This is a genomic window from Pseudomonas sp. RC10, assembly GCF_038397775.1.
Classification (GTDB): Bacteria; Pseudomonadota; Gammaproteobacteria; order Pseudomonadales; family Pseudomonadaceae; genus Aquipseudomonas; species Aquipseudomonas bambusae.
On record NZ_CP151650.1, the window covers coordinates 1,832,087 to 1,853,368 of the forward strand.

Consider the following 21,282-nt stretch of genomic DNA (forward strand, 5'->3'; position numbering starts at 1 on the left):
CGGATTGCAAGGGGTTTGCATACGCATGCATCGGAGTCTAGGAGCAACCTCTCGAAGTGGTCAAGAATATTCGGACGCATTGGCGGCCGATCAGTGTTCAGGGTTCCTGACAAGGGTTTCACTGGGCAACTGCCATCGTGCTGCGCCATCATTTGGTCATCGTTCAAGCGACAAAATGTCGCAATTGCGCCGAGACGAGTAAGATAGGCACCCTGATTTTTCATCTCCCCCCATTTTTCGGACGGAACCTGCGTCGAGCGTCGTGAAAAACCGACCTCCGGGGTTTCCTTTCGAGCCCGTATTGACAGAGCAAATAGAGAAAAGGCGATTACTGATGACCAAGACCTCGCGACCTTTGTATATCTCCTACGCTGGCCCGTCGTTGCTGGAGATGCCACTCCTCAACAAGGGCAGCGCGTTCACGCCGCAAGAGCGTGTGGATTTCAACCTCATCGGCCTGCTGCCGCAAAACGTTGAAACCATCGAAGAACAGTCGACCCGCGCCTACAGCCAATACCAGCAGTGCGCCAGCGATCTCGACAAGCACATTTACCTGCGGTCGATCCAGGACAACAACGAAACCCTGTTCTTCCGCCTGCTGGACTCGCATCTGGAAGAGATGCTGCCAATCATCTACACCCCGACCGTGGGTCAGGCGTGTCAGGAATTCTCCAAGATTTACCGCACTCACCGCGGTCTGTTCATTTCCTACCCGGATCGCGACCGCATCGACGACATCCTGCGCAGCGCGACGAAAGACCGCATCAAGATCATCGTGGTCACCGACAGCGAGCGCATTCTCGGCTTGGGTGACCAGGGCATCGGCGGCATGGGCATCCCGATTGGCAAGCTTTCGCTTTACACCGCGTGTGGCGGCGTCAGCCCGGCGTACACCCTGCCGATCGTGCTGGACGTGGGCACCAACAATCAGGAACTGCTGGACGACCCGATGTACATGGGCTGGCGCAACAAGCGCGTGACCGGCAAAGAATACGAAGACTTCATCGCGCTGTTCATCGAAGCCGTCCAGCGTCGCTGGCCTGACGTGCTGTTGCAGTTCGAAGACTTCGCCCAGACCAACGCCATGCCGTTGCTGGAGAAATACCGCGACGAGCTGTGCTGCTTCAACGACGACATTCAGGGCACCGCCTCGGTGGCCGTAGGTACGCTGCTCGCGGCGTGCAAGGCCAAGAACGAAACCCTGCGCCAACAGCGCGTTGTGTTCCTGGGCGCCGGTTCCGCCGGTTGCGGCATTGCCGAGCACATCATCGCGGCCATGGTCATCGAAGGCCTGAGCGAAGCCGAAGCGCGCAAGCGCGTGATGATGGTTGACCGTTTCGGCCTGCTGACTGACAGCATGGACAACCTGCTGGACTTCCAGAAAAACCTCGCGCAAAAAGCAGGTGATGTGACGGGCTGGTCGAGTGGTTCGGGCTACCCTGAACTGCTGGACGTGGTCACCAACGGCAAACCGACCGTGCTGATTGGCGTGTCGGGCCAGCGCGGTCTGTTCACCGAGCAGATCATCCGCGAAATGCACAAACACTGCGCCAAGCCGCTGGTGATGCCGCTGTCCAACCCGACCTCGAAAGTGGAAGTCACCCCGCAGGAAGTCCTGACCTGGACCAACGGCGACGCACTGGTCGCAACCGGCAGTCCGTTTGCGCCTGTGACTGTAGGCGATCGCACGTTCCACATCGCGCAGTGCAACAACTCCTACATCTTCCCGGGCATCGGCCTGGGCGTCATCGCGGCCAAAGCCACGCGCATCACCGACAAAATGCTCATGGCCGCGTCGAATGCACTGGCTGAATGCTCGCCGATGGTCACCGGCAAAGGCGACGCGGTCCTGCCGCCGTTGAAGGAAATCCAGTCCGTCAGCAAAAAAATCGCCCTGGCCGTGGCCAAACAGGCACAAGCCGAAAACGTCGCGCTGGAAACCACCGAAGAAATGCTGGTGGACGCCATCGAACGTAACTTCTGGATGCCGAACTACCGTAGCTATCGTCGTAGCGCGGTGTAAGCGAGGCATGCCTCGCTGGAGAACGTGACTGTCGACGCCGCCTTGGCGGCTTCTGCACGTGATTAGCGGTGGATCTGAAACCGCCCCACGGCAACGTAGGGCGGTTTTTTGTTCAGACCGCGTTGAGGCGATCAACCATGTCCGGGAATTTATCGACCAGCCTGATCAGCAGCGCCGCCTGGGCGTTAGGCCTGGACTTCTCTTGCTCCCAGTTACGCAGTGTGCTGGCGCTGGTGCGAATGCGTCTGGCGAATACGTTCTGCGACATGTGCAAGCGCTCCCGCAGAGCGATGATTTCCTGAGCCGAAACGTCTGGCGCTGGTTTTTCCAGGAACGTATCGCTACGCAGGGTAATTTTTCCTTGTCGATGCGCGGCCATTTCCTCGACCCCTTGCATCATCTCTGCGAACAGATCGCGTTTTTTGCTCATTGCGTGCCTCGTTTCTTCAGTTCCGAGAGGATGACTTCCTTCAATTGCCGTTCTTGATCGGAAGACAGTTTCTCAAGCTCGTCCTTGTCGTAGATGGAGAACATCCAGAATTGCCCGTCACTGAGCAGCCAGTAATAGATCATTCTCAGCCCACCCCGTTTGCCTTTTCCTCTTCGCGAATCCGGCCAGCGCAGCTTCCGGAATCCTCCGGTTCTCGGCATCAGATCCCCCATGGTAGGGTTTGCCATCAACGCTAGCTGAAGTGTGCGATAAGCCTCTTCGTCCAGATAGTCGGGACGGAGGCAGCTGAAAGCCGACGTTTCAAAAAATACAGCATCCATAGAAATATACGCAAATCGATTATGGTTGTGAGTGAGTGCCGCTACCTTACCCCCAAGCCAACGCTCTCTCATTCAGATTTTTGCCACGATCTGTTGCGCAGATTCTTCCTACAAAAAAGCCGTCAAACCCCACCTTTTGTTCTCATCCTTTTCACAAAAAATTGATGGCCCTCTGCCTAAAGTTTGCGATGTCGAAGAAGCGTTTTCGTTTTTGATCGGCATTCTCTTTTCAGGCACGCAGATCCCTCCATGCTGAACGTAAAAGCAGTTCGTCCCGAGCTCGTGACCGTGCTCGCCAGTGTTTTTTTGCTGGTCGGGTTTAACCTGACGCTGTGGCAGCACCTGTTTACCATTACCGACTTCAACGGTAAGGGGCTATTATTGCGTGGCGCGTTTGCCGTGATGGTTTTTTGTGTCTTTAATATTTTTCTGACGCTGTTTGCGTTCAAGAAGGTATTGAAACCGGTGTTGATCGCTTTATTCATGATCAGCGCGGGTGTCGCGTATTACATGGGCGAATACGGGGTCATGATCGATTCGGGGATGTTTCGCAACTTCGCGGAAACCAACATCACCGAAGTTCAAGGGCTGCTGTCGTTAAAACTGTTTATTTATCTGTTTGCACTGGGTGTCGTGCCGTCCGTGGTGCTGTGGAAGGTGCCGGTCAACTACCGTCGCTGGCCGCGCGAAGTGTTGAGCAAAGTGGTCGTGAGTGCCGTCTGCTCGTGCGCGATCGGTGGCGTGGCGCTGATGAACTATCAAGGGCTGGCGTCGCTGTTTCGCAACCATCACGAACTGCGCCTGATGGTGGTGCCAAGCAATTACATCGGTGCGTCGGTGGGTTACCTGAGCGAGCAGATCAAATCCGCGCAGAAGCCGTTCGTCAGCATCGGCCAGGACGCGCAACTGGCCAGCGACTGGCAGCAACACCCGCGTAAGTCGCTCACCGTACTGGTGGTCGGCGAGAGTGCCCGGGCCGAGAATTTCGGCATTCTGGGCTACAGCCGCGACACCACGCCGCAATTGAAGAAAGAGCCCGGTCTGCTGACCTTTACCGATGTTCACTCCTGTGGCACCGAAACCGCCGTATCGGTGCCGTGCATGTTCTCCAACATGGGGCGCAAGGATTACGACGCGAGCACGGCGAAGAACGAGGAGGGCATGCTCGACGTGCTCAAGCGCGCCGGTCTCGACGTGATCTGGCGTGATAACCAGTCGGGCTGCAAAGGCACCTGCGATCGTGTGACCCTGCAAGATGTCAGTAACCTCAAGGACCCGTCGTTGTGCGCCAATAATGAGTGCCGCGACGAGATTCTGCTGCAGGGCTTGCAGCATTTTATCGACACGCTGGACAAGGACACCGTGTTGGTCCTGCACCAAATGGGCAGCCATGGCCCTGAGTACTTCAAGCGTTATCCAAAAGAGTTCGAGAAATTCACACCGGTGTGTGAAAGCAATGCCCTGAATAATTGCTCTCGGGAAAGTATCGTCAACGGGTACGACAATACCTTGCTGTACACCGACCATGTATTGGCGACGCTCATCGATATTCTGCGCAGCAACCAGAATAAAGTGGACACCGCGATGCTGTATCTGTCCGATCACGGCGAGTCGCTGGGGGAATACAACTTGTTCCTGCATGGCACGCCTTACATGTTGGCGCCGGATCAGCAAAAACACGTACCGATGATTGCCTGGTTCTCCGACAACTATCAGCAGTCGTTTGCGGTGAACACGCATTGTTTGCAAAAAGAACGCAATGCACCGTTGAGCCAGGACAATCTGTTCCATTCGATGCTGGGCCTGCTGAAAGTGCACACCCAAGTCTATAACCCGGCGCTGGACATGTTTGCCGGCTGCCGGGGGATTTATACGGACGGGGTACTGGCGAATGAGTGAACACACCACCGACCAGCACCCGGTGCAGCAATACGTGCAGCGCCATGAGCAGGGCTTGGCCAGACGCTTGAGCCTTTGGCGCGACGCCCAATTGGCCCGTCAGGCGCTCCGTGACGCGGGCGAGCCAGGGCTGGTGCTCGACGTGCCCTCTGGGTCCGGGCGTTTCTGGCCAGTTCTGGCCGAGCATTCGAATCGGGTGATTCTGGCGGCGGACCCTTCCACCGACATGCTTGAAATCGCTGAAGCGCAGTCGAGTGCCGAGGTGCGCAAGCGGATTCGCACGTTCCAGAGTTCGGCGTTTTCAATCGGGCTGTCCGAGAACGCGGTCGATTGCATCTTTTGCATGCGGCTGTTCCATCACGTGGCGGACCGGGAAAAACGCCAGGCCATCCTTGAGGAGTTCTATCGCGTCACCCGCGACACGGCCATTGTTGCGCTGTGGGTGGACGGCAACATCAAGGCGTGGCGACGCAAGCGTCAAGAATGCCAAAGGCTCGCTTCGGGCGATTCGATTGCCGCGCGCAATCGCTTCGTGGTGTGCCGCGCCGACATTGAGTCAGAGTTTGCCGAGGCCGGTTTCCGGATCATCGGTCACCACGACTTTCTTCCCGGCTACGCCATGTGGCGGGTATACGTATTGAGCAAAAACGGCTGAGCGATCCGATGGACGGTCGCGGTTCACCCACCCGTCGCCAAACATGGAAGATGAAGTTGTTCGAGACTTGTAGGACGGATGCCCGGTAAACGCTCATAGCGATATATACTGCGCGCCATTCTTCAAGGGAGAGCCGTGTGGCCATCGATATTCACTGGATTCGCGACGACGACAGCCTCGCCCGACACTGCGCAGAGTGGCAGACGCTGCCATTCGTTGCCCTCGACACCGAATTCATGCGGGTCGATACCTTCTATCCCATCGCCGCGCTCCTGCAGATCGGCGACGGGTCGCGCGCCTACCTGATCGACCCGTTGCTGATCAACGCATGGAAACCGCTGGCCGCTCTGCTGGAAAACCCTGACGTCATTAAAGTTGTTCATGCCTGCAGCGAGGACCTTGAAGTCCTGCTACGCCTGACCGGCAGCCTGCCCGCGCCGCTGTTCGACACCCAGCTCGCCGCCGCCTATCTGAACCTCGGGTTCTCGATGGGCTACTCGCGCTTGGTGCAGGAAGTCCTGAACATCGAGCTGCCCAAAGGCGAAACCCGCTCGGACTGGCTGCAACGTCCGCTTTCGGACACGCAAATCAGCTACGCCGCCGAAGACGCTGTGCACCTGGCCGAGGTCTACAGCCTGCTGCGCCCGCGCTTGTCCGATGAAAAATACGCCTGGGTGCTGGAGGACGGCGCCGAACTGGTCGCCAACCTGCGGCGGGAAACCGATCCCTACGAGGTCTATCGAGACGCCAAGCTGGCGTGGAAACTGTCCCGTGCCCAGTTGAACGTGCTGCGCGAACTCTGCGCCTGGCGCGAGCAGCAGGCCCGCTTGCGCAATCAGCCGCGCAATCGGGTGCTGCGTGAGCATTCGTTGTGGCCGCTGGCAAAGACCCAGCCCGATAACCTCGGGGCGTTGGCGAAAATTGAAGACATGCACCCCAAGACCGTGCGTCAGGATGGCGAGTTTCTGCTCGACCTGATCAAAAAAGCCGGCAGTGTCACCCCCGATCTGTGGCCGCCAGCCTTGCCTGAGCCGTTGCCGATTGAAGCGTCGAACGTACTGAAGAGCCTGCGCGCCATTGGTCAGCAGCAAGCCGAGCACCTCGACATGGCGCCGGAGCTGATGCTGCGCAAGAAGACGCTCGAAGCCCTGCTCAAGACCGGTTTCCCAGAAGGTCCCTATAAACTGCCCGATTCGTTGCGTGGCTGGCGCCGCGAATTGATGGGCCAGATGCTGCTCGACAGCCTGGCCAACGCCGGAGAACAGCCTTGAAACGTATTTGCTCCATTTATCGCAGCCCACGCAGAAATGAAATGTACCTCTATGTGCTCAAGAGCGATGCGCTTGAGCGCGTGCCGGTCGAACTGCTGAGCGCATTCGGCAAGCCGCATCACGCGTTCGATCTGATTCTCTCCCCGGAGCGCGCGCTGGCCCGTGAAGACATTCACGCAGTGCTGGCGAACCTGGAAAAGCAGGGCTATCACCTGCAAATGCCGCCGGCCGAAGATGAGTACATCGAGCACCTGCCTGAAGAGTTGCTGCGCCGCAACGACCCGGTCTGACCGAATTTCGACCCTGCAAGTCATCGCAGGGGTTTACCGGACCGCCAAGTGTTCCTGGCCTGTTTTTTTTGATCGAGCGTCAAGGGCCAGACGCCATGCGGTTGCATGTCTGTTTTTGTGAGTTTTGAATCCATGCGCGTTCTGATCGCCGAACACGATTACCCCGTTTACACCGAACTCCTCCGCAACGCTGCCCCAGACCTCGAAGTGCTGAGCAGCGGCGATTCCGCCGAGCTTTCAAAAATGGCGGCTGATACGCCGATCTGGCTCGGCCAGCCTGACTTGCTCGCCAACCTGCTGCGTCAGGGGCACAAGCCGCAGTGGCTGCAATCGACTTGGGCCGGGGTCACCCCCTTGCTCGCGCCTGGACTCAACCGCGACTATCGATTGACCCGTGCCGTGGGCATCTTCGGTCAAGTGATGGCCGAATTCGTCCTGACTTACATGCTGGTGCATGAGCGCGAAGTGCTGGCGCGGCTGGTCAGCCAGGTCGAGCGCAAGTGGGACGACCGAATGGGCCATAGCCTGGCGGGGCGCAAGGCGCTGATCGTTGGCACCGGCGACATTGGCGTCAGCGTCGCGCAGTTCCTGCTGCCGTTTGGCGTGCAGGTGTCGGGCGTTGCATCGACTGCCCGTGTACAGGCGCCGTTCGTGGAAGTTGGCTCGATGGACGATTTGCCACGTCTGGTGGGCGAAGCGGATTTCGTGATCAACCTGCTGCCGAACACGGCGCAGACCCACGATATCTACGACGCGAAGCTGTTCGCCCAATTCAAGCCGTCGTCGTTGTTCATCAACGTCGGACGCGGTGTGGCGGTGGTGGATGCCGATCTGGTCAATGCCTTGAAGGAAGGTCACCTGGCGGGCGCGGTGATCGACGTGTGCCGTCAGGAGCCACTGCCGCAACGTCACCCGTTCTGGACCGCGTGGGGCCTGCTGCTGACCGGCCACAGCTCCGCGCCGACCTCGCCACCGGCCATGACCCAATTGTTCGTCGAGAACCTGAAAGCGTTCAACGCGGGTGAGCCGCTGCGCGGATTGGTGGATTTCGCGAAGGGGTATTGAGGCGGGAGGCTGATCTGACGGTCGGCGCCCTAATGTTCGCGGCCTGACGTGGACCTACCTGTAGGAGCGAATTTATTCGCGAGAGATGGATCAGGCGACAGAAATGCGTCGGCTGTAACGCCTATTCGCGAATGAATTCGCTCCTACAGGAGAGCCGCGGCGCCAGGATATTTGTGGCCTGACGCCGATCCAACTGTGGGAGCGAATTTATTCGCGAACGATGGATCAGGCGATACAAATGCGTCGGCTGTAAGGGCCTTACAAACTGAAATCCCCTTCAGCCGCCAATTCCCCCACCGGACGGCGCGGGCTTGGGGTTTCGCGGGCTTGCAGGTACTCGGGCAGGGTCGATTTATCGCCCAGTTTGCCAATCGCCACCGCTGCGTGAATGGCGTAGCCCTCTGGAATCTTCAGCTCTTTGCGGGTTTTCTCCTGATCGAAGCCAGCCATGCCGTGGGTGTGCCAGCCGCTCAGGCTCGCTTGCAGCGCCAAATGACCCCACGCCGAACCGGTGTCGAAGGTGTGCCACAGCGCAGGCGTCTCTTCAGTGGCGCCTGGTGCGGTGAAGGTGGTCTTGGAAATCACGATCACCAGCGCCGACGCGTGCTGCGCCCAGCCTTGGTTGAATTCCACCAGAAGACTCAGAAAACGCTCCCAGTTCGGGGTGTCGCGACGTGCATACAGAAAGCGCCACGGCTGCGAGTTGTACGCCGACGGCGCCCAGCGTGCGGCCTCGAAGAAACTCAGCAGGGTTTCCTGCGGAATGCTCTCGCCGGTAAAGGCGCGAGGCGACCAACGATCAGTGAATTGCGGGTGAATGGCGTAGTCGGCAATGCGGGAGTTGTCGCTCATGGAAATTCCGGTCCTGAAAAAAGTGAAGTGACCGCCCGCCAGCGAACGTGGCGAACGGGATCAATCAGATGGGCCGTGGACGGCAGGCATCGTCGAAACAGGATGAGTCTGATGCGTGTGTCGCGAAGGATTGGAGCCCGTATTCGCGAGGGCATAAAGCTACTGCGACTGCCTGACGCTGACAAGCCCGCGTGTACCGACAGTCGCCAGCGCTTGGCCCGCGTGCCATGTGCCACTAGACTGGCGGCCTTTTCATCACCCGATACCGATTCCTTCGAAATCATGGCCGCCAAAGTCGAACCGTTCTGGATGCGCAAAACCCTCGATCAACTTGACCCGGTCGAGTGGGAATCCCTGTGCGACGGCTGCGGCCTGTGCTGCCTGCAAAAACTCGAAGACGAGGACGACGGCAGCGTTTACTACACGCGCGTCGCCTGCCAGTTGCTCGACCTGAACACCTGCCAGTGCACCGATTATCCGAATCGTCGCGCCCTGGTGCCGGATTGCATTCAACTCACGCCCGGTCAGGCCGATGAATTCAAATGGTTGCCGCCCACCTGCGGCTACCGGTTGGTCAGCGAAGGCAAGGACCTTCCGCTCTGGCACCACTTGGTGTGCGGGGATCGGGAGCAAGTGCACAAACAACGCATTTCCCAGTCAGGCCGGATGCTCAGCGAAAAGAGCGTCGCCGAGGACGACTGGGAGGATTACCTGATCTTCCGCGCTGGCTGAGCTGTTGTGAGCTAACCCCGATCCAAAAGCCTGTCGCAACAGGAGTGGTCTACTCGTGCGTTATCAACTGCCGCTGTGTGCTGTGATGCTTGCGTTTGGCCTGGCGACGTCTGTTCCGGCCAGCGCCGCGAAGAACGTCGATCTCGATTATCACGTCACCTTGCTGCCGCAGAGTGATCAGGCTGAAGTGCGCCTGACGCTGGAGCAGGGCAGCGTCGTGCGCAGTCTGGACATGAACCTTGGCCAGAAGGGCTACTTCAGTGACTTCACCGCCGATGGCCAATGGATTGCAGGGCCGGAAGGGCGCGGGGTGTGGAAGCCTGCATCGGGGAAGGCCACGCTGACCTGGCGTGTGAAAATCAATCGTCACACCGCCGACGCAATGCCCGAAAAACCGCGCTACGACAGCCGCGTGACCTTTGACTGGGCGTTGTTTCGCGGCGAAGACCTGGTGCCCCGCGCCCGTCTTGATCAGCAGGAAGGCGTGCATTTGCATGCGCGCTTGACCGTCGATCTGCCCACCGGCTGGAAAAACGTCGAAAGCTCATGGCCGCGCATTGGCAAGAACCGCTTCCGCATCGACAACGTGTCACGCCTGTTCGACCGGCCAACGGGCTGGATGCTGGCAGGCAATCTGGTGAATCGCCGTGCCCACCTCGGTGACACCGACGTCACCGTCAGCGCGCCGAAAGGGCAGGGCATGCGGCGGATGGAAACCCTGACGCTGCTGACGTTCGTCTGGCCGAAGGTGCAGGCCGTCTTCCCGCGAACTCCGGGCAAGCTGCTGGTGGTCGGCGCGGGGGACGGCATGGCGCGCAATGCCAGCGCCGGTCACGACTCGATCTACCTGAACAGCACCCGGCCGCTGATCAGCGAGAGCGGCGCCAGCCCTTTGCTGCGCGAGCTGGTGCAGGTGTTTGCGCGCATTCGCACCAAGGATCGCAGCGACTGGATCAAGGCGGGCATCGCCGAGTATTACTCGGTCGAGCTGCTGCGTCGGGCCGGGGGCATGAGCGAGGACCGGTATCAGGACTGGCAATCGATCATGACGCGGGTCGGGCGCAAGGTAACGACCTTGCGCGGCGAGCGGGTCGATGCGGCCATGACGGCCCGTGCGGCATTGCTGATGGGGACCTTGGATCAGGAAATCCGGCGCAAGACCGACGACCAGAAATCGCTGGATGACATTGCACAGGGGTTGATGCGAATGGGCGCGGTGAGCACTGAGGACTTCGTGCAGATCAGCGCGGGGGTCATGGGGGAGTCGTCGAAGGTGCTGGCGAGCAATCTGCTGCAATGAGGAAAGGCTTTCCCATTTCCCCATAGCGGCTTGGTTGCGGGTTTGAGCGATCTCAAGGCCGCCTCAATCATCTGCCAAACGCGACTCGAACTGTAGGAGTGAGCTTGCTCGCGATCAGGCCGGATCAGAAAAGAATCCAGCGCGTGACGGACCGCTATCGCGAGCAAGCTCACTCCTACAGGGGACACGCGAATCAGTGAGAGTTTGTTTGGATCAAACGCCCTTCGGCCCTTTCACCGAATCGATGCTTTTGACCACCGCTTCTTCCGCCGCCACTTCTGCCTTGGTTTTCAGCTTGCTCAGTTCGGCGCCAGCCTCTTGAATGCGTGCGCGGGCCACGTCCATCTCGCTGCGGCTTTTTTCCAGCAGCGATTTGGCCGAGCAATGCCCTGTGATGCCGCGTGCGAGAACTGCGCCGCCGATGGCCAACTGCACCAACCCGAAGATGCCGCCACGGCGCAGACCTTTGCCCATCATCAACACGCCACCGGCCAGCGAGCCGATGCGCTCCCACCCCTGTACGTTTTGCTCTGGAAGGTCGTGAAGCTGACGATCGACACGTTTAAGGATCGGGGTATCGCTCATGATGCGTTCTCCATGAAAGGTAAGGTCCCTAAAGCTGACTCTCGGGCGGGCAAACTGTTCAATGCGTTTGACGCGGGACGTTGATCAGGTGCGGTCGGTTTCGCGCCCGAATTGCGGGCCGGAGCGGGTGTTGTTGCCCTTGGCCATGCGGTCGTAAAGCACCACGTTGACGGTCGCCGCCAAGTTCATGCAACCGGTGGTGGGGATATAGACGACGTCTTCGCACCAGTCACGAATCTCCTTGTCGAGGGAACCGTCTTCCGGGCCGAAGATGTAAATCGCACGGTCCGGGTGGGTGTATTCAGGCAACGAACGGGCGCCTTCCACCAGCTCGACGGCGACAGGCACGCAGCCGAGGGGGATGATTTTTCTCAGGTCATCGATGCCGATCAGCGGGATGTCCTGATGAATTTTCTTGGTGTCCGTCACGAAATCCCGCGCCCGCTCGTAGCGCTTGCCCGTGTAAAACACCGAGGCCACGCCGTAACAGCCTGCCGCACGCATCACCGATCCGACGTTTTCCGGGGATTTAGGGTTGAACAAGCCGATGCAGGCATAGCGTTTGTTGGCCACGGGGGAGGGTGCTCGTAAAAAAGAGGGCAGTTTCGAGGTTCGAGCTGCAAGCTGCAAGAAAAAGCAGTGAGCGGTGAACTCACGTGCACCGCTCTTGCTTGCAGCTCGTGGCTTACGCGTCGTCGCCGTTTTTCATCAGGCCAGCCAACGCGGCAAACGGGTTGTGCGTCGCCTTGGCTGTTTTCGGGCTGCTGGTTGAGCTGTCCGAGAAATACTGCTGGTCGGTGTAACGCGAGTGTTCGTTGTCGTGGCAATACAGGCACAGCAGCTCCCAGTTGGAGCCGTCCTGCGGGTTGTTGTCGTGGTTGTGGTCGCGGTGATGCACGGTCAATTCGCTGAGACGCTTGCCGGCAAACTCACGGGCGCAGCGGCCGCAGACGTGCGGGTACATGCGCAGGGCTTTATCGCGATACCCCATCTCGCGGTCGCGTTGAGCATCGGCGAGGATGCGGTCGAGTTTGGACGTGTTGGTCGGGGTTCCCGAGCTCATGGTGTCACCTGTTTCGTGTGCTGTGGGCAATGGGGCGATTCTAACGCTTTGCGCGCGCGTCAGCCTTTGAGTTTTTCCGCGATCCAGATCGTATGCCGCGTCCCTTTATTGCCGTGGGCGTAGACCTTGACCTCTTCGGCCTTGAACCCGGCCTTGCGCAGTTTGTCGCTGAACGCGGCGTCGGCGCTGGCCGACCACACGGCCAGCACGCCCTTGGGACGTAGCGCGGTGGCGCAAGCGGCCAGGCCACCCGCTGAATACAGCCAGCTGTTCGCCTTTTGCGTCAGACCTTCAGGGCCGTTGTCGACGTCGAGCATGATCGCGTCGAAACCCTGAGGCTCGCTTTTCAGCACCTGCGCGACGTCCTGGACGACCACCTTGGCGCGCGGGTCCTGCAAAGGATTGCCCGATTTCTCACCCAACGGGCCGCGATTCCACTCGACCACACCGGGCACCAGCTCGGCCACCACCACTTCGCCATTCTTGCCCAAGTGCTTGAGCGCCGAGGCGAGGGTGAAGCCCATGCCCAGACCGCCGATCAGCACCCGTGGCTGCAAGCGCGAGGCAACTTTCTTGCAGGGGATTTCCGCCAGCGCATCTTCGGAGCCGTGCATGCGCGTGTTCATCAACTGGCCGCCGTCGCCGCCCTGAATCTTGATCACGAAATCTTCGCCGTACTCGAACAGGCACAGGGCGCCGCCGTTGTCGGGGATCGGGGTGGTGTCGAGCAGAACGAAACGTTTCATGAAAAACCCGGAGAAAGGCGTGGTAGGGGCGCGGCGTGCAATTTGTCAGCGCACGAAGCGCTGAGCAGGCGTAGTCTGAGCGTCCCGACAGAAGATTGGCAGTGGAGGCCAACGATGAAGCGGTACATTCTAGCGGCGATTGCCGTGGCTGCGCTCGGTACATCTCATGCATTTGCCGAGAGCTTGCAACCTGTCCTCACTGCGCCGGAACCCATTGCCGCCACGTCCGGGTCGCCAGGCACGGCCACGCCGACCCCGTATCCACAAGTGTCGCCGCCCAGCGTTCCCCGCGCAGGCGGGCAAGGCAATCCGCCGTTATTGCCAAAAATCCCCCAGCCGGGGCCGCCCAAAGACGATGAACCGCTGCCAGGGTTACCGCCGCCCGCGAAGCCGAATCCGTGATCCAGGGCTGTCCCCGATGTTGAAAGGGTAGGAGCCGGCTTGCTGGCGAATGCGTCAGCCCAGGCACCGATGAGTTGTCTGACACAACGCTGTTGAAAGGGTAGGAGCCGGCTTGCTGGCGAAAGCGTCAGCCCAGGCACCGATGAGTTGTCTGACACAACGCTTTCGCCAGCAAGCCGGCTCCCACAGGATTGTGCAAGCTTGAATGCCTTGGGTTGACGTGAGATCTGACTACTCCTGCTGCGCCAACACTTGACCATCCATCATCCGCAGCCGCTTGGACATGGCGATGGCGATGGCGCGGATGATTTTGGCGGCGACTTTGGGCGCTTCATTGAGCATCTTGTCCAGCGAGTCCTTGCCCAGGTTCAGCAAGTAGCAGGAAGACGCCGCCACGCAACTGGCCGAGCGGCGTTCGCCATCCAGCACGGCCATTTCACCGAATGCCCGACCGCTGCGCAGAATCGCCGTTTCGACCGGTACGCCTTCGCCGTTGCGCTTTTGCACCGACACCGTGCCCGAATGGATGATGCACATGAAGGTGCCCGCGTCGCCTTCGTTGAAGATCGCTTCGCCTTTCTCGATGCTGCTGATGCTGAAGTAACCTGCCGCCGCGGAAAAGTCCGCAGGGGTGAGCGCGAGGAACAGACCGCAGTCCATCAGCATCTCGCGGATCTCGTTGTTCAGTGATGAGGATGTCGGCATGGCATGTTCTTGTTGAGTGTGTGAAAAATGACCGGCAAAAACGGCGCCGGGCGTTTCAACGTCCGGGAGCCTTGATATGACAAAAGGCCTGCAAAGAGTTCCTCAGGCCAGTTGCAATACCTTGAAGATAAACCCGTATTCGAGCGCTACGTCACGCAATCCCTGATACCGCCCGCTCATCCCGCCATGCCCCGCGCCCAATTCGGTCTTGAGCAGCAGCAGGTGGTCGTCGGTCTTGGTGTCGCGCAATTTTGCCACCCACTTGGCCGCTTCCCAATACTGCACGCGGCTGTCGTTGTACCCGGCGATCACCAGCATCGCCGGGTAGGCCTGCGCGCTGACGTTCTCGTAAGGCGCGTAGGCCTTGATCCGAGCGTAGACGTCGGGCTCTTGCGGGTTGCCCCACTCGTCGTATTCGGTCACGGTCAATGGCAGATCGGGGTCGAGCATCGTGTTGAGCACGTCGACGAACGGCACTTCGGCAATCGCGGCCTTGAACAGCTCAGGCCGCTGATTGACCACCGCGCCGATCAACAGACCCCCGGCGCTGCCGCCGCTGATCACCAGTTTTTCGGCCGACGTCAGGTTTTCCGCAATCAGATGTTCGGCGCAGGCGATAAAATCGCTGAAGGTGTTCTGCTTGTGCTCCTGTTTGCCGGTGCGATACCAGACCTCGCCCAATTCGCCGCCACCGCGCACGTGGGCGATGGCGAATGCGACGCCACGGTCCAGCAGGCTTAGACGGGCATGGGAAAACCACGGGTCGAGGCTTTCGCCGTAAGCGCCGTAGCCGTACAAGTACAGCGGCACCGGCTGACCGGCCAGTTCGCGTTTGACGACAAGGCTGATCGGCACCTGTGTGCCGTCGGCGGCGGTCGCCCACAAGCGCTGGCTGACGTAGGCATCGGCGTCGAACACCCCCAGAACCGGCGTTTCCTTGAGTACGACCTGGTCCCCGGTGGCCAGCGTCAATTGACGCACCTGGGGCGGACGGTTCAGCGATTGATAGCGCAGACGAATCTTGTCGCTCTCGAATTCAAGGGTGTCCTGCACATAGAGGTTGTAGGCCGCGTCCGGCAATTGCACGCGATAGGGCGGCAAACCCTGTGGGTGAACTTCGACGATGGGCAGGCCGCCTTCGCGCAGGCTCAAGGTCAAACCACGGGCGTTGAGGCTGAAACCGTCGAGCATCACGCTTTCGCTGTGGGGGATCAACGTCTGCCAATCCTTGCGCTCCGGCACGCCGCTCGCCTGCTCAGGCGCGTGGAAGAGGGCGAAGTTGATGCCGTCCTGGTTGCTGCGAATCAGCCAGCTCCAGGCGCCGTCGACCAAACCGTGGTCCACCGAGTACTCGTGGCCTTCGCTGCGGGGCGCGATGCACACGAACGGCTGATCCGGCGTGCTGGCGTCGAGCACCCAGCTTTCGCCGGTGGTCTTGCTGTCCAGACCCAGCACCAGTTGGCGCTCGGAGCTGGTGCGGTAACAGTGCAGGAAGAAACGCCCGTCTGGCTCGCTGAACACCAGCTCCGCCGAGTCGTTGCCCAGCTTATGGCGATAGAGCTTGTGCGGGCGGTGGGTGTCGTCGAGTTCGCCGAAGAACAGGGTCTGGCTGTCGTTGGCCCACGTCATGCTGCCGTCGCAGTCTTCGAAGGGCAGGGCGGTGACGTCGCCGCTACTCAGTTCCTTGACGTAGAGCTGGTAGACCTCTTCGCCGCTGGTGTCGAGGCTGTAAGCCAGTCGTCGGTGGTCCGGGCTGATGCTGAACGCGCCGAGGGAAAAGAAGCCGCCATTGGCCAGCACGTTCGGGTCCAGCAGCAACTCTTCGGCGTTTTCATCGACGGTCTGCGAATCGTCCGCCGGGCGCGGGCAGCGGTAGTGGCGGGCGTACTCGTCGCCCTCGGTGGTGCGGGTGTAGTACAGGTAAGGTCCCCACGGGGAGGGCAGCGACAGGTCGGTTTCGAGGATGCGGCCCTTGATCTCTTGAAACAGGGTCTCGCGCAGGGCCTGTTGATCGGCCAGTTGCTGTTCCTGATAGCTGTTTTCGGCCTTGAGGTAATCGAGGACCTCATCGGTGTCGCGATTCTGCAGCCAGGCATACGGGTCGGCGCCGTCGGCCTTGCGGGCAACGGGGGCGCGGAGAACAGCGTTGGAAGATGGCATGCGGGGCTCTCTCAAAAGTGAAACTGACCACTGCGACGGACGCCTGTGAAGAGGCGGCGGACCGATAACTGCAGCCGGGTAAGCCAGGCTGGCGAAAAGTCGTTATCATAAGCGCCTCTTTACCTGCCTTACCACGGACGTCATGACCGACAACGACTATCTGATTGCCTGGGGCCTTTACGCGTTCGCCGCGTTGGGCTGTCTGTTGGTGTGGTTCAAGCTGACCGGCTGGATGTGGCGCTACCTGCGCGAACCGCTGCGCGTGATCGGCGCGGTCCTGCTGTTCTGTCCGACCATCATCGACCCGGCGAAGGAGATCTACGCTCCGGCGCTGGCCATCAGCTTCCTGGACCTGGGGCTCAAAGTCGGCAACAACGTCTGGCGCGCCGCGCTCGATCTTTCCACCTATGGCGCGATCGCCTTGGGCCTTTACGTCATTTTCGCGCTGATCCGTTTGCCGTTCCTGCGCAAGAAAAAAGCCCGTCAGGCCCATGCCGAAGCGGCTGCCGCACAGGCCGCTGCCGAGCAGAAGGCGCAGGAAACAGACGACGAGCCGTTCGCTTCGCCGGCCCCGTCGCGTTTTGCCAGCCCGGCAGCACCTGCCAACGGCGGTACTGTTGGCCGTCATCGGGTCGAGCCAAAGTTGTAACTGGTCAGCCAGCCACTGACCCCATCGAGACCTGAGCATGTGTGAACTTCTGGGCATGAGTGCCAACGTACCGACCGACATCGTGTTCAGCTTTACCGGGCTGATGCAGCGCGGCGGTCGCACCGGTCCCCACCGCGACGGTTGGGGCATCGGCTTTTATGAAGGGCGCGGCCTGCGTCTGTTTCAGGACCCGGCCGCCAGCAGCGAGTCGGAAGTCGCGCAGTTGGTGCAGCGCTACCCGATCAAGAGCGAAGTGGTGATTGGCCACATTCGTCAGGCCAACGTCGGCAAGGTCTGCCTGTCCAACACCCATCCTTTCGTGCGCGAGCTGTGGGGCCGGAACTGGTGTTTCGCTCACAACGGCCAACTGGCGGACTTTCACCCGAGCGCGACGTTCTACCGCCCGGTGGGCGACACCGACAGCGAAGCCGCGTTCTGCGACCTGTTGAACCGGGTGCGCGAGGCGTTTCCCGAGCCGGTCGAGATCGAACAGCTGCTGCCGACGCTGGTCCAAGCCTGCAACGAATACCGAAGCAAGGGCGTGTTCAATGGCTTGCTCAGTGATGGCGACTGGCTGTTTTGTTTCTGTTCCACCAAGCTGGTGCACATCACACGGCGCGCGCCGTTCGGTCCGGCACGGCTCAAGGATGTCGACGTGATCGTCGATTTCCAGGCCGAAACCACGCCTAACGACGTGGTGACGGTGATTGCCACCGAGCCGTTGACCGAGAATGAAACCTGGAATCGCTACGAGCCCGGCCACTGGAGCCTGTGGCGTCGCGGCGAATGCGTGGCCGAAGGCCAATCCTGACTGAGAGGGACCTATGCTGCGAAGCTATCTGCGACTGGTGTTGTTCACGGCAGGCCTGTTGATCGGCGTGCAGATTCCCGGCTTCATCAGCGACTACAGCAAGCGCGTCGAAGCGCACCTGATGGAAGCGCAGCAGAACATGCGCGGCTACAACGACACCGCTTCGCGCTTCTTCAATGGCGACGTGCAGGCGCTGATCCAGCATTACCGCAGCAGCGACGACCCGGTGTTCAAAACCGATGCCAACAACATCAGCAACCTGCTGGGTCGCACTCAAATACTCGACCGCGAGTGGATGGCGTTGCAGGGTCCGTGGTACATGCGCGCCTGGCATGTCCTGACCGCCGCCGATCCGGACATTCGCAACGAAACGTGGAATGGCTACACATGGCAGGTATTGCTCTCGCCGGAAGTCATCGGCTGGGGTCTGATCTGCGCGCTGCTGTTCTCGCTGGTGATCGAAAGCTTCGTACTGTTCATCGACTGGGTATTCGTGGGACGGCATCATGTGCGCAAGGTGAATCGGGACTGGCAGTGACGAGCGCGACCGCTCTTCTGTAGGAGTGAGCTTGCTCGCGATGCGGAGTGTCAGTCACCGTTGCGCCGGCTGACCCTCCGCATCGCGAGCAAGCTCACTCCTACAGGTTCGACGCCATTCCGGACACTGGACCGTTCACTTTTTCTTATCCCCTCCCTCCGCTTTTATTAGTTGGACGCCTCATCCACTCCCGCCCAAGAATGCGCCGACACATGACAGGCGTGTTTCAGCGCTGCAAAGCGATGCTTCCCACGCGTAGACTCAAGCCTCGTCCCCAACCTTCAGCCGCACAGGAGATCATCCCTTGGGCCGCCTGTTATTGAATTGTGATATCGGTGAAAGCTACGGCGCCTGGACCATGGGTCTGGACGCCGAGGTCATGCCGTACATCGACTGCGCCAACATCGCCTGCGGCTTTCATGCGGGTGACCCCAGCGTCATGCGCAAGACCGTGGCCTTGGCCTTGACCCACAACGTCACTATCGGCGCGCACCCGGCGTATCCGGATCTGGTGGGTTTCGGGCGTCGCTCGATGGCCTGTTCGTCGCAAGAGATTCAAGACCTCCTGCATTACCAGATCGGCGCGCTGGACGGCGTGTCCCGCGCTCAAGGCGGCCGGGTGAGCTACGTCAAGCCCCATGGCGCGATGTACAACGACATGATGGCCAACCCGGCGCAGCTGCGTGCGGTCATCGAAGGCATCGCCCGTTACAACGCCGAACTGCCGCTGATGCTGCTGTCGATGCGCGACAACAGCGGGGCGCAGGCCATTGCCGATGAGTTCGGCGTCAGCCTCTGGTTCGAAGCCTTCGCCGACCGCGCCTATGACAGCGCGGGGCGTCTGGTGTCGCGCAACCTGCCGGGGGCCGTACACCACGACCCCGAACGCATCATCGGCCAGGCCATGACGTTGTCCCGTGGCGAAGCGCTGATCGCCAGCGACGGCAGCGAATTGCTGCTCAAGGTCGACACCCTCTGCGTGCACGGCGACAACGCCAGCTCCATCGCGGCCGTGCAACGTATCCGTGAAGCCCTGGGGCAGACGTCCGCCTCATGAACCTGCGCATTGAAGTCGTTGCGATCGATTGCCTGATGGTGCGCCTGTTCGACGCCATCGACGAAGCCAATATGCCGTGGATGCTCGCCGCCAGCCTGCGTCTGCGCGAAGGGTTCGGTGTGCATTTGATCGATCTGGTGCCGTCGTACACCACGCTGATGGTGCATTACGACCTGGTGGCGCTCAGCCCTCAGCAAGCTCGCGAGGTGATCGCCCGAGCGCTGGAGGACCTGTCGCCGGACTCCGCCAAAGCAGGCCGACAGCATGTGCTGCCGGTTTGGTATGACCTCCGCGTCGGCCCGGAACTGACGCTGCTGTCCCAACGCAGCGGCCTGCCGGTGGACGAAGTGATTCGACGTCACAGTGAGCGTGAGTACCAGGTGTTCGCGCTGGGCTTCGCGCCGGGATTCGCCTTTATGGGGCTGGTCGAAGAAATCCTCGCCGCCCCGCGCATCAAAACCCCGCGCAAACGCGTCGCGGCAGGCAGCGTGGGCATTGCCGAGCGCCAGACAGCGGCTTATCCCCTTGAGTCCCCCGGCGGCTGGAACATCCTGGGTCGCACCCCCGCGAAATTGTTCGACCGCGACATCGACGGCTACAGCTTGATGCAACCCGGCGACACCGTGCGTTTCGCGCCCATCGATCACGCCGAATTCATTCGCTTGGGCGGAGACGACACCCCACTGGAGGCCTTGGCATGAGCCTGTTGACGGTCAAAAACAGTACGCCGCTGTGCCTGCTGCAAGACGCCGGGCGTTTTGGCGTGCGTCATCTCGGCGTGACCCAGGGTGGCGCGCTGGACTGGGTGTCCATGGCGTGCGCCAACAAGCTGCTGAACAATCCCTTGAATGCCGCCGTGATCGAAATCACCTTGGGTGGCCTGACGCTGGTCGCCGAAACCGACTGCTGCCTGGCACTGGCCGGTGCCGATCTGGGCGCCATGCTCGATGACCGCTCTGTCGCGCCGTGGCGCAGCTTTTTCGTCCGCAAGGGCCAGCAACTGCGCTTCACGCAACCGGTTACCGGCGCTCGCGCCTACCTCGCCGCCCCGGGCGGTTTTGATGCCCTTGACGTGTTGGGCAGTCGCGCAACGGTGGGAAGGGAAGGGCTTGGCGGTCTGGACGGCACGGGCAAAGCGTTGCACGAAGGTGATTCGTTGCGTTACTCCGGCGCGGCATTCGAGCTGCACACGCTGCCCGATCACCTCATCCCCGACTTCACTGATAAGCGCCCGCTGGACGTCGTCCTCGGCGCACAAATCGGCCAGTTCAGCGGCCTGAGCCTGTTCGACGCCTTCAACAGCGACTGGACCCTCGACAGCCGCGCCGACCGTATGGGCCAACGCCTGCTCGGCCCAGAACTGGTTTATCAAGGCAAACCGATGATCTCCGAAGGCATCCCCCTCGGCGCCATCCAGATCCCGCCGGACGGCCAGCCTATCGTCCTGCTCAATGATCGCCAGACCATCGGCGGCTATCCGCGACTCGGCGCGCTGACTCCGCTATCGCTGGCGCGGCTGGCGCAGAAACTGCCGGGGAGTGGGGTGCGGATGAAGGCGGTGGTGCAGGACGTGGCGTGGCGGGAGCAAGTGGGATTTTTGCGGCAGTTTGGCTGATACCGGCTTCAGTTGGCGCATGCGAAACCCTGTGGGAGCGAATTCATTCGCGAAAGAAGGTGCAGACAACAGACAGGTGTCGGATGTACTGGC

The 21,282-nt window shown here is 60.6% G+C and carries 24 protein-coding genes; 15 read left to right on the top strand and 9 right to left on the bottom strand.

Annotation, left to right across the window (positions count from 1 at the left end):
• Positions 1–334: 334 nt before the first annotated feature.
• Positions 335–2,023, top strand: coding sequence for an NAD-dependent malic enzyme (locus AAEO81_RS08445; protein ID WP_341962861.1), 1,689 nt, complete (start codon positions 335–337; stop codon positions 2,021–2,023).
• A gap of 112 nt (positions 2,024–2,135) precedes the next feature.
• Here the strand turns inward: AAEO81_RS08445 and AAEO81_RS08450 are convergent, their stop codons facing one another.
• Together AAEO81_RS08450 and AAEO81_RS08455 are read right to left on the bottom strand one after the other, a co-directional pair.
• The gene (locus AAEO81_RS08450) at positions 2,136–2,453 is read right to left on the bottom strand and encodes a helix-turn-helix domain-containing protein (RefSeq protein WP_166597541.1); all 318 of its coding nucleotides are present in this window, start codon (positions 2,451–2,453) and stop codon (positions 2,136–2,138) included.
• Positions 2,450–2,794 (bottom strand): toxin, encoded by a 345-nt coding sequence (locus AAEO81_RS08455; protein ID WP_341962862.1) that lies wholly within the window; start codon positions 2,792–2,794, stop codon positions 2,450–2,452. Before AAEO81_RS08455 ends, AAEO81_RS08450 begins: the two co-directional genes overlap by 4 nt.
• A 249-nt stretch (positions 2,795–3,043) precedes the next feature.
• On the opposite strand from AAEO81_RS08455, the gene AAEO81_RS08460 reads away from it, so the two are divergent.
• The 5 genes from AAEO81_RS08460 to AAEO81_RS08480 all read left to right on the top strand — a co-directional run bounded on the left by AAEO81_RS08460 (position 3,044) and on the right by AAEO81_RS08480 (position 7,974).
• Positions 3,044–4,693 (top strand): phosphoethanolamine--lipid A transferase, encoded by a 1,650-nt coding sequence (locus tag AAEO81_RS08460; RefSeq protein ID WP_341962863.1) that lies wholly within the window; start codon positions 3,044–3,046, stop codon positions 4,691–4,693.
• Positions 4,686–5,348, top strand: a complete 663-nt coding sequence (locus tag AAEO81_RS08465) for a class I SAM-dependent methyltransferase (protein ID WP_341962864.1) — start codon at positions 4,686–4,688, stop codon at positions 5,346–5,348. Before AAEO81_RS08460 ends, AAEO81_RS08465 begins: the two co-directional genes overlap by 8 nt.
• Positions 5,349–5,485: 137 nt before the next feature.
• Positions 5,486–6,619, top strand: coding sequence for a ribonuclease D (gene rnd / locus AAEO81_RS08470; RefSeq protein WP_341962866.1), 1,134 nt, complete (start codon positions 5,486–5,488; stop codon positions 6,617–6,619).
• Complete coding sequence (locus AAEO81_RS08475; protein WP_341962868.1) at positions 6,616–6,909, top strand: YcgL domain-containing protein; 294 nt, start codon at positions 6,616–6,618, stop codon at positions 6,907–6,909. Before rnd ends, AAEO81_RS08475 begins: the two co-directional genes overlap by 4 nt.
• A 132-nt stretch (positions 6,910–7,041) precedes the next feature.
• The gene (locus AAEO81_RS08480; RefSeq protein WP_341964499.1) at positions 7,042–7,974 is read left to right on the top strand and encodes a D-2-hydroxyacid dehydrogenase; all 933 of its coding nucleotides are present in this window, start codon (positions 7,042–7,044) and stop codon (positions 7,972–7,974) included.
• Between the two features lie 258 nt (positions 7,975–8,232).
• Here the strand turns inward: AAEO81_RS08480 and AAEO81_RS08485 are convergent, their stop codons facing one another.
• Positions 8,233–8,826, bottom strand: coding sequence for a nitroreductase family protein (locus AAEO81_RS08485; RefSeq protein ID WP_341962869.1), 594 nt, complete (start codon positions 8,824–8,826; stop codon positions 8,233–8,235).
• 282 nt (positions 8,827–9,108) lie between these two features.
• Here AAEO81_RS08485 and AAEO81_RS08490 point away from each other — a divergent pair, with 282 nt between their 5' ends.
• Both AAEO81_RS08490 and AAEO81_RS08495 read left to right on the top strand, forming a co-directional pair.
• The gene (locus tag AAEO81_RS08490) at positions 9,109–9,558 is read left to right on the top strand and encodes a YcgN family cysteine cluster protein (RefSeq protein ID WP_166597549.1); all 450 of its coding nucleotides are present in this window, start codon (positions 9,109–9,111) and stop codon (positions 9,556–9,558) included.
• A gap of 85 nt (positions 9,559–9,643) precedes the next feature.
• Positions 9,644–10,858, top strand: a complete 1,215-nt coding sequence (locus AAEO81_RS08495; RefSeq protein WP_341964500.1) for a hypothetical protein — start codon at positions 9,644–9,646, stop codon at positions 10,856–10,858.
• A gap of 213 nt (positions 10,859–11,071) precedes the next feature.
• On the opposite strand, the gene AAEO81_RS08500 is transcribed toward AAEO81_RS08495, so the two are convergent.
• The 4 genes from AAEO81_RS08500 to AAEO81_RS08515 form a co-directional block, all read right to left on the bottom strand.
• Positions 11,072–11,443, bottom strand: a complete 372-nt coding sequence (locus tag AAEO81_RS08500; protein WP_341962873.1) for a DUF2892 domain-containing protein — start codon at positions 11,441–11,443, stop codon at positions 11,072–11,074.
• Between the two features lie 84 nt (positions 11,444–11,527).
• The gene (locus tag AAEO81_RS08505; protein ID WP_166597551.1) at positions 11,528–12,016 is read right to left on the bottom strand and encodes an RNA methyltransferase; all 489 of its coding nucleotides are present in this window, start codon (positions 12,014–12,016) and stop codon (positions 11,528–11,530) included.
• Between the two features lie 112 nt (positions 12,017–12,128).
• Entirely contained in the window at positions 12,129–12,506 is a 378-nt protein-coding gene (locus AAEO81_RS08510) for a YajD family HNH nuclease (RefSeq protein ID WP_341962875.1), read from the bottom strand.
• A 59-nt stretch (positions 12,507–12,565) separates the two neighbouring features.
• Positions 12,566–13,252: an MnmC family methyltransferase gene (locus AAEO81_RS08515; protein ID WP_341962876.1), complete on the bottom strand. Its 687-nt coding sequence runs from the start codon at positions 13,250–13,252 to the stop codon at positions 12,566–12,568.
• A gap of 114 nt (positions 13,253–13,366) precedes the next feature.
• Here AAEO81_RS08515 and AAEO81_RS08520 point away from each other — a divergent pair, with 114 nt between their 5' ends.
• A complete protein-coding gene (locus AAEO81_RS08520) occupies positions 13,367–13,654 on the top strand; it encodes a hypothetical protein (RefSeq protein WP_341962878.1) in 288 nt (95 codons plus the stop codon).
• A gap of 231 nt (positions 13,655–13,885) precedes the next feature.
• Here the strand turns inward: AAEO81_RS08520 and AAEO81_RS08525 are convergent, their stop codons facing one another.
• On the bottom strand, positions 13,886–14,359 hold the full coding sequence (locus AAEO81_RS08525; protein WP_166597555.1) for a cyclic nucleotide-binding domain-containing protein: 474 nt from the start codon (positions 14,357–14,359) through the stop codon (positions 13,886–13,888).
• Positions 14,360–14,461: 102 nt separating this feature from the next.
• Entirely contained in the window at positions 14,462–16,519 is a 2,058-nt protein-coding gene (locus tag AAEO81_RS08530) for a S9 family peptidase (protein ID WP_341962881.1), read from the bottom strand.
• Positions 16,520–16,661: 142 nt separating this feature from the next.
• On the opposite strand from AAEO81_RS08530, the gene AAEO81_RS08535 reads away from it, so the two are divergent.
• From AAEO81_RS08535 to AAEO81_RS08560, 6 genes are all read left to right on the top strand, one after another.
• Positions 16,662–17,168, top strand: coding sequence for an MFS transporter (locus AAEO81_RS08535; protein WP_341962883.1), 507 nt, complete (start codon positions 16,662–16,664; stop codon positions 17,166–17,168).
• Between the two features lie 37 nt (positions 17,169–17,205).
• Positions 17,206–17,979 (top strand): class II glutamine amidotransferase, encoded by a 774-nt coding sequence (locus AAEO81_RS08540; RefSeq protein ID WP_341962884.1) that lies wholly within the window; start codon positions 17,206–17,208, stop codon positions 17,977–17,979.
• A gap of 13 nt (positions 17,980–17,992) precedes the next feature.
• A complete protein-coding gene (locus AAEO81_RS08545; RefSeq protein WP_341962886.1) occupies positions 17,993–18,517 on the top strand; it encodes a DUF2937 family protein in 525 nt (174 codons plus the stop codon).
• Between the two features lie 304 nt (positions 18,518–18,821).
• Positions 18,822–19,574: a 5-oxoprolinase subunit PxpA gene (locus AAEO81_RS08550; protein ID WP_341962888.1), complete on the top strand. Its 753-nt coding sequence runs from the start codon at positions 18,822–18,824 to the stop codon at positions 19,572–19,574.
• A complete protein-coding gene (locus AAEO81_RS08555; RefSeq protein WP_341962889.1) occupies positions 19,571–20,275 on the top strand; it encodes an allophanate hydrolase subunit 1 in 705 nt (234 codons plus the stop codon). Before AAEO81_RS08550 ends, AAEO81_RS08555 begins: the two co-directional genes overlap by 4 nt.
• A complete protein-coding gene (locus tag AAEO81_RS08560) occupies positions 20,272–21,189 on the top strand; it encodes a biotin-dependent carboxyltransferase family protein (RefSeq protein ID WP_341962891.1) in 918 nt (305 codons plus the stop codon). Before AAEO81_RS08555 ends, AAEO81_RS08560 begins: the two co-directional genes overlap by 4 nt.
• Positions 21,190–21,282: the final 93 nt, after the last annotated feature.

Bases quoted from the DNA above. Each gene is read 5' to 3' on its own strand.
- AAEO81_RS08525 (WP_166597555.1), bottom strand. From the start codon at position 14,359: ATGCCGACATCCTCATCACTGAACAACGAGATCCGCGAGATGCTGATG.
- AAEO81_RS08530 (WP_341962881.1), bottom strand. From the start codon at position 16,519: ATGCCATCTTCCAACGCTGTTCTCCGCGCCCCCGTTGCCCGCAAGGCC.
- AAEO81_RS08485 (WP_341962869.1), bottom strand. From the start codon at position 8,826: ATGAGCGACAACTCCCGCATTGCCGACTACGCCATTCACCCGCAATTC.
- AAEO81_RS08500 (WP_341962873.1), bottom strand. From the start codon at position 11,443: ATGAGCGATACCCCGATCCTTAAACGTGTCGATCGTCAGCTTCACGAC.
- AAEO81_RS08450 (WP_166597541.1), bottom strand. From the start codon at position 2,453: ATGAGCAAAAAACGCGATCTGTTCGCAGAGATGATGCAAGGGGTCGAG.
- AAEO81_RS08540 (WP_341962884.1), top strand. From the start codon at position 17,206: ATGTGTGAACTTCTGGGCATGAGTGCCAACGTACCGACCGACATCGTG.
- AAEO81_RS08560 (WP_341962891.1), top strand. From the start codon at position 20,272: ATGAGCCTGTTGACGGTCAAAAACAGTACGCCGCTGTGCCTGCTGCAA.
- AAEO81_RS08490 (WP_166597549.1), top strand. From the start codon at position 9,109: ATGGCCGCCAAAGTCGAACCGTTCTGGATGCGCAAAACCCTCGATCAA.
- AAEO81_RS08465 (WP_341962864.1), top strand. From the start codon at position 4,686: ATGAGTGAACACACCACCGACCAGCACCCGGTGCAGCAATACGTGCAG.
- AAEO81_RS08455 (WP_341962862.1), bottom strand. From the start codon at position 2,794: ATGGATGCTGTATTTTTTGAAACGTCGGCTTTCAGCTGCCTCCGTCCC.
- AAEO81_RS08535 (WP_341962883.1), top strand. From the start codon at position 16,662: ATGACCGACAACGACTATCTGATTGCCTGGGGCCTTTACGCGTTCGCC.
- AAEO81_RS08515 (WP_341962876.1), bottom strand. From the start codon at position 13,252: ATGAAACGTTTCGTTCTGCTCGACACCACCCCGATCCCCGACAACGGC.
- AAEO81_RS08495 (WP_341964500.1), top strand. From the start codon at position 9,644: ATGCTTGCGTTTGGCCTGGCGACGTCTGTTCCGGCCAGCGCCGCGAAG.
- AAEO81_RS08545 (WP_341962886.1), top strand. From the start codon at position 17,993: ATGCTGCGAAGCTATCTGCGACTGGTGTTGTTCACGGCAGGCCTGTTG.
- AAEO81_RS08510 (WP_341962875.1), bottom strand. From the start codon at position 12,506: ATGAGCTCGGGAACCCCGACCAACACGTCCAAACTCGACCGCATCCTC.
- AAEO81_RS08480 (WP_341964499.1), top strand. From the start codon at position 7,042: ATGCGCGTTCTGATCGCCGAACACGATTACCCCGTTTACACCGAACTC.
- AAEO81_RS08445 (WP_341962861.1), top strand. From the start codon at position 335: ATGACCAAGACCTCGCGACCTTTGTATATCTCCTACGCTGGCCCGTCG.
- AAEO81_RS08520 (WP_341962878.1), top strand. From the start codon at position 13,367: ATGAAGCGGTACATTCTAGCGGCGATTGCCGTGGCTGCGCTCGGTACA.
- AAEO81_RS08555 (WP_341962889.1), top strand. From the start codon at position 19,571: ATGAACCTGCGCATTGAAGTCGTTGCGATCGATTGCCTGATGGTGCGC.
- AAEO81_RS08460 (WP_341962863.1), top strand. From the start codon at position 3,044: ATGCTGAACGTAAAAGCAGTTCGTCCCGAGCTCGTGACCGTGCTCGCC.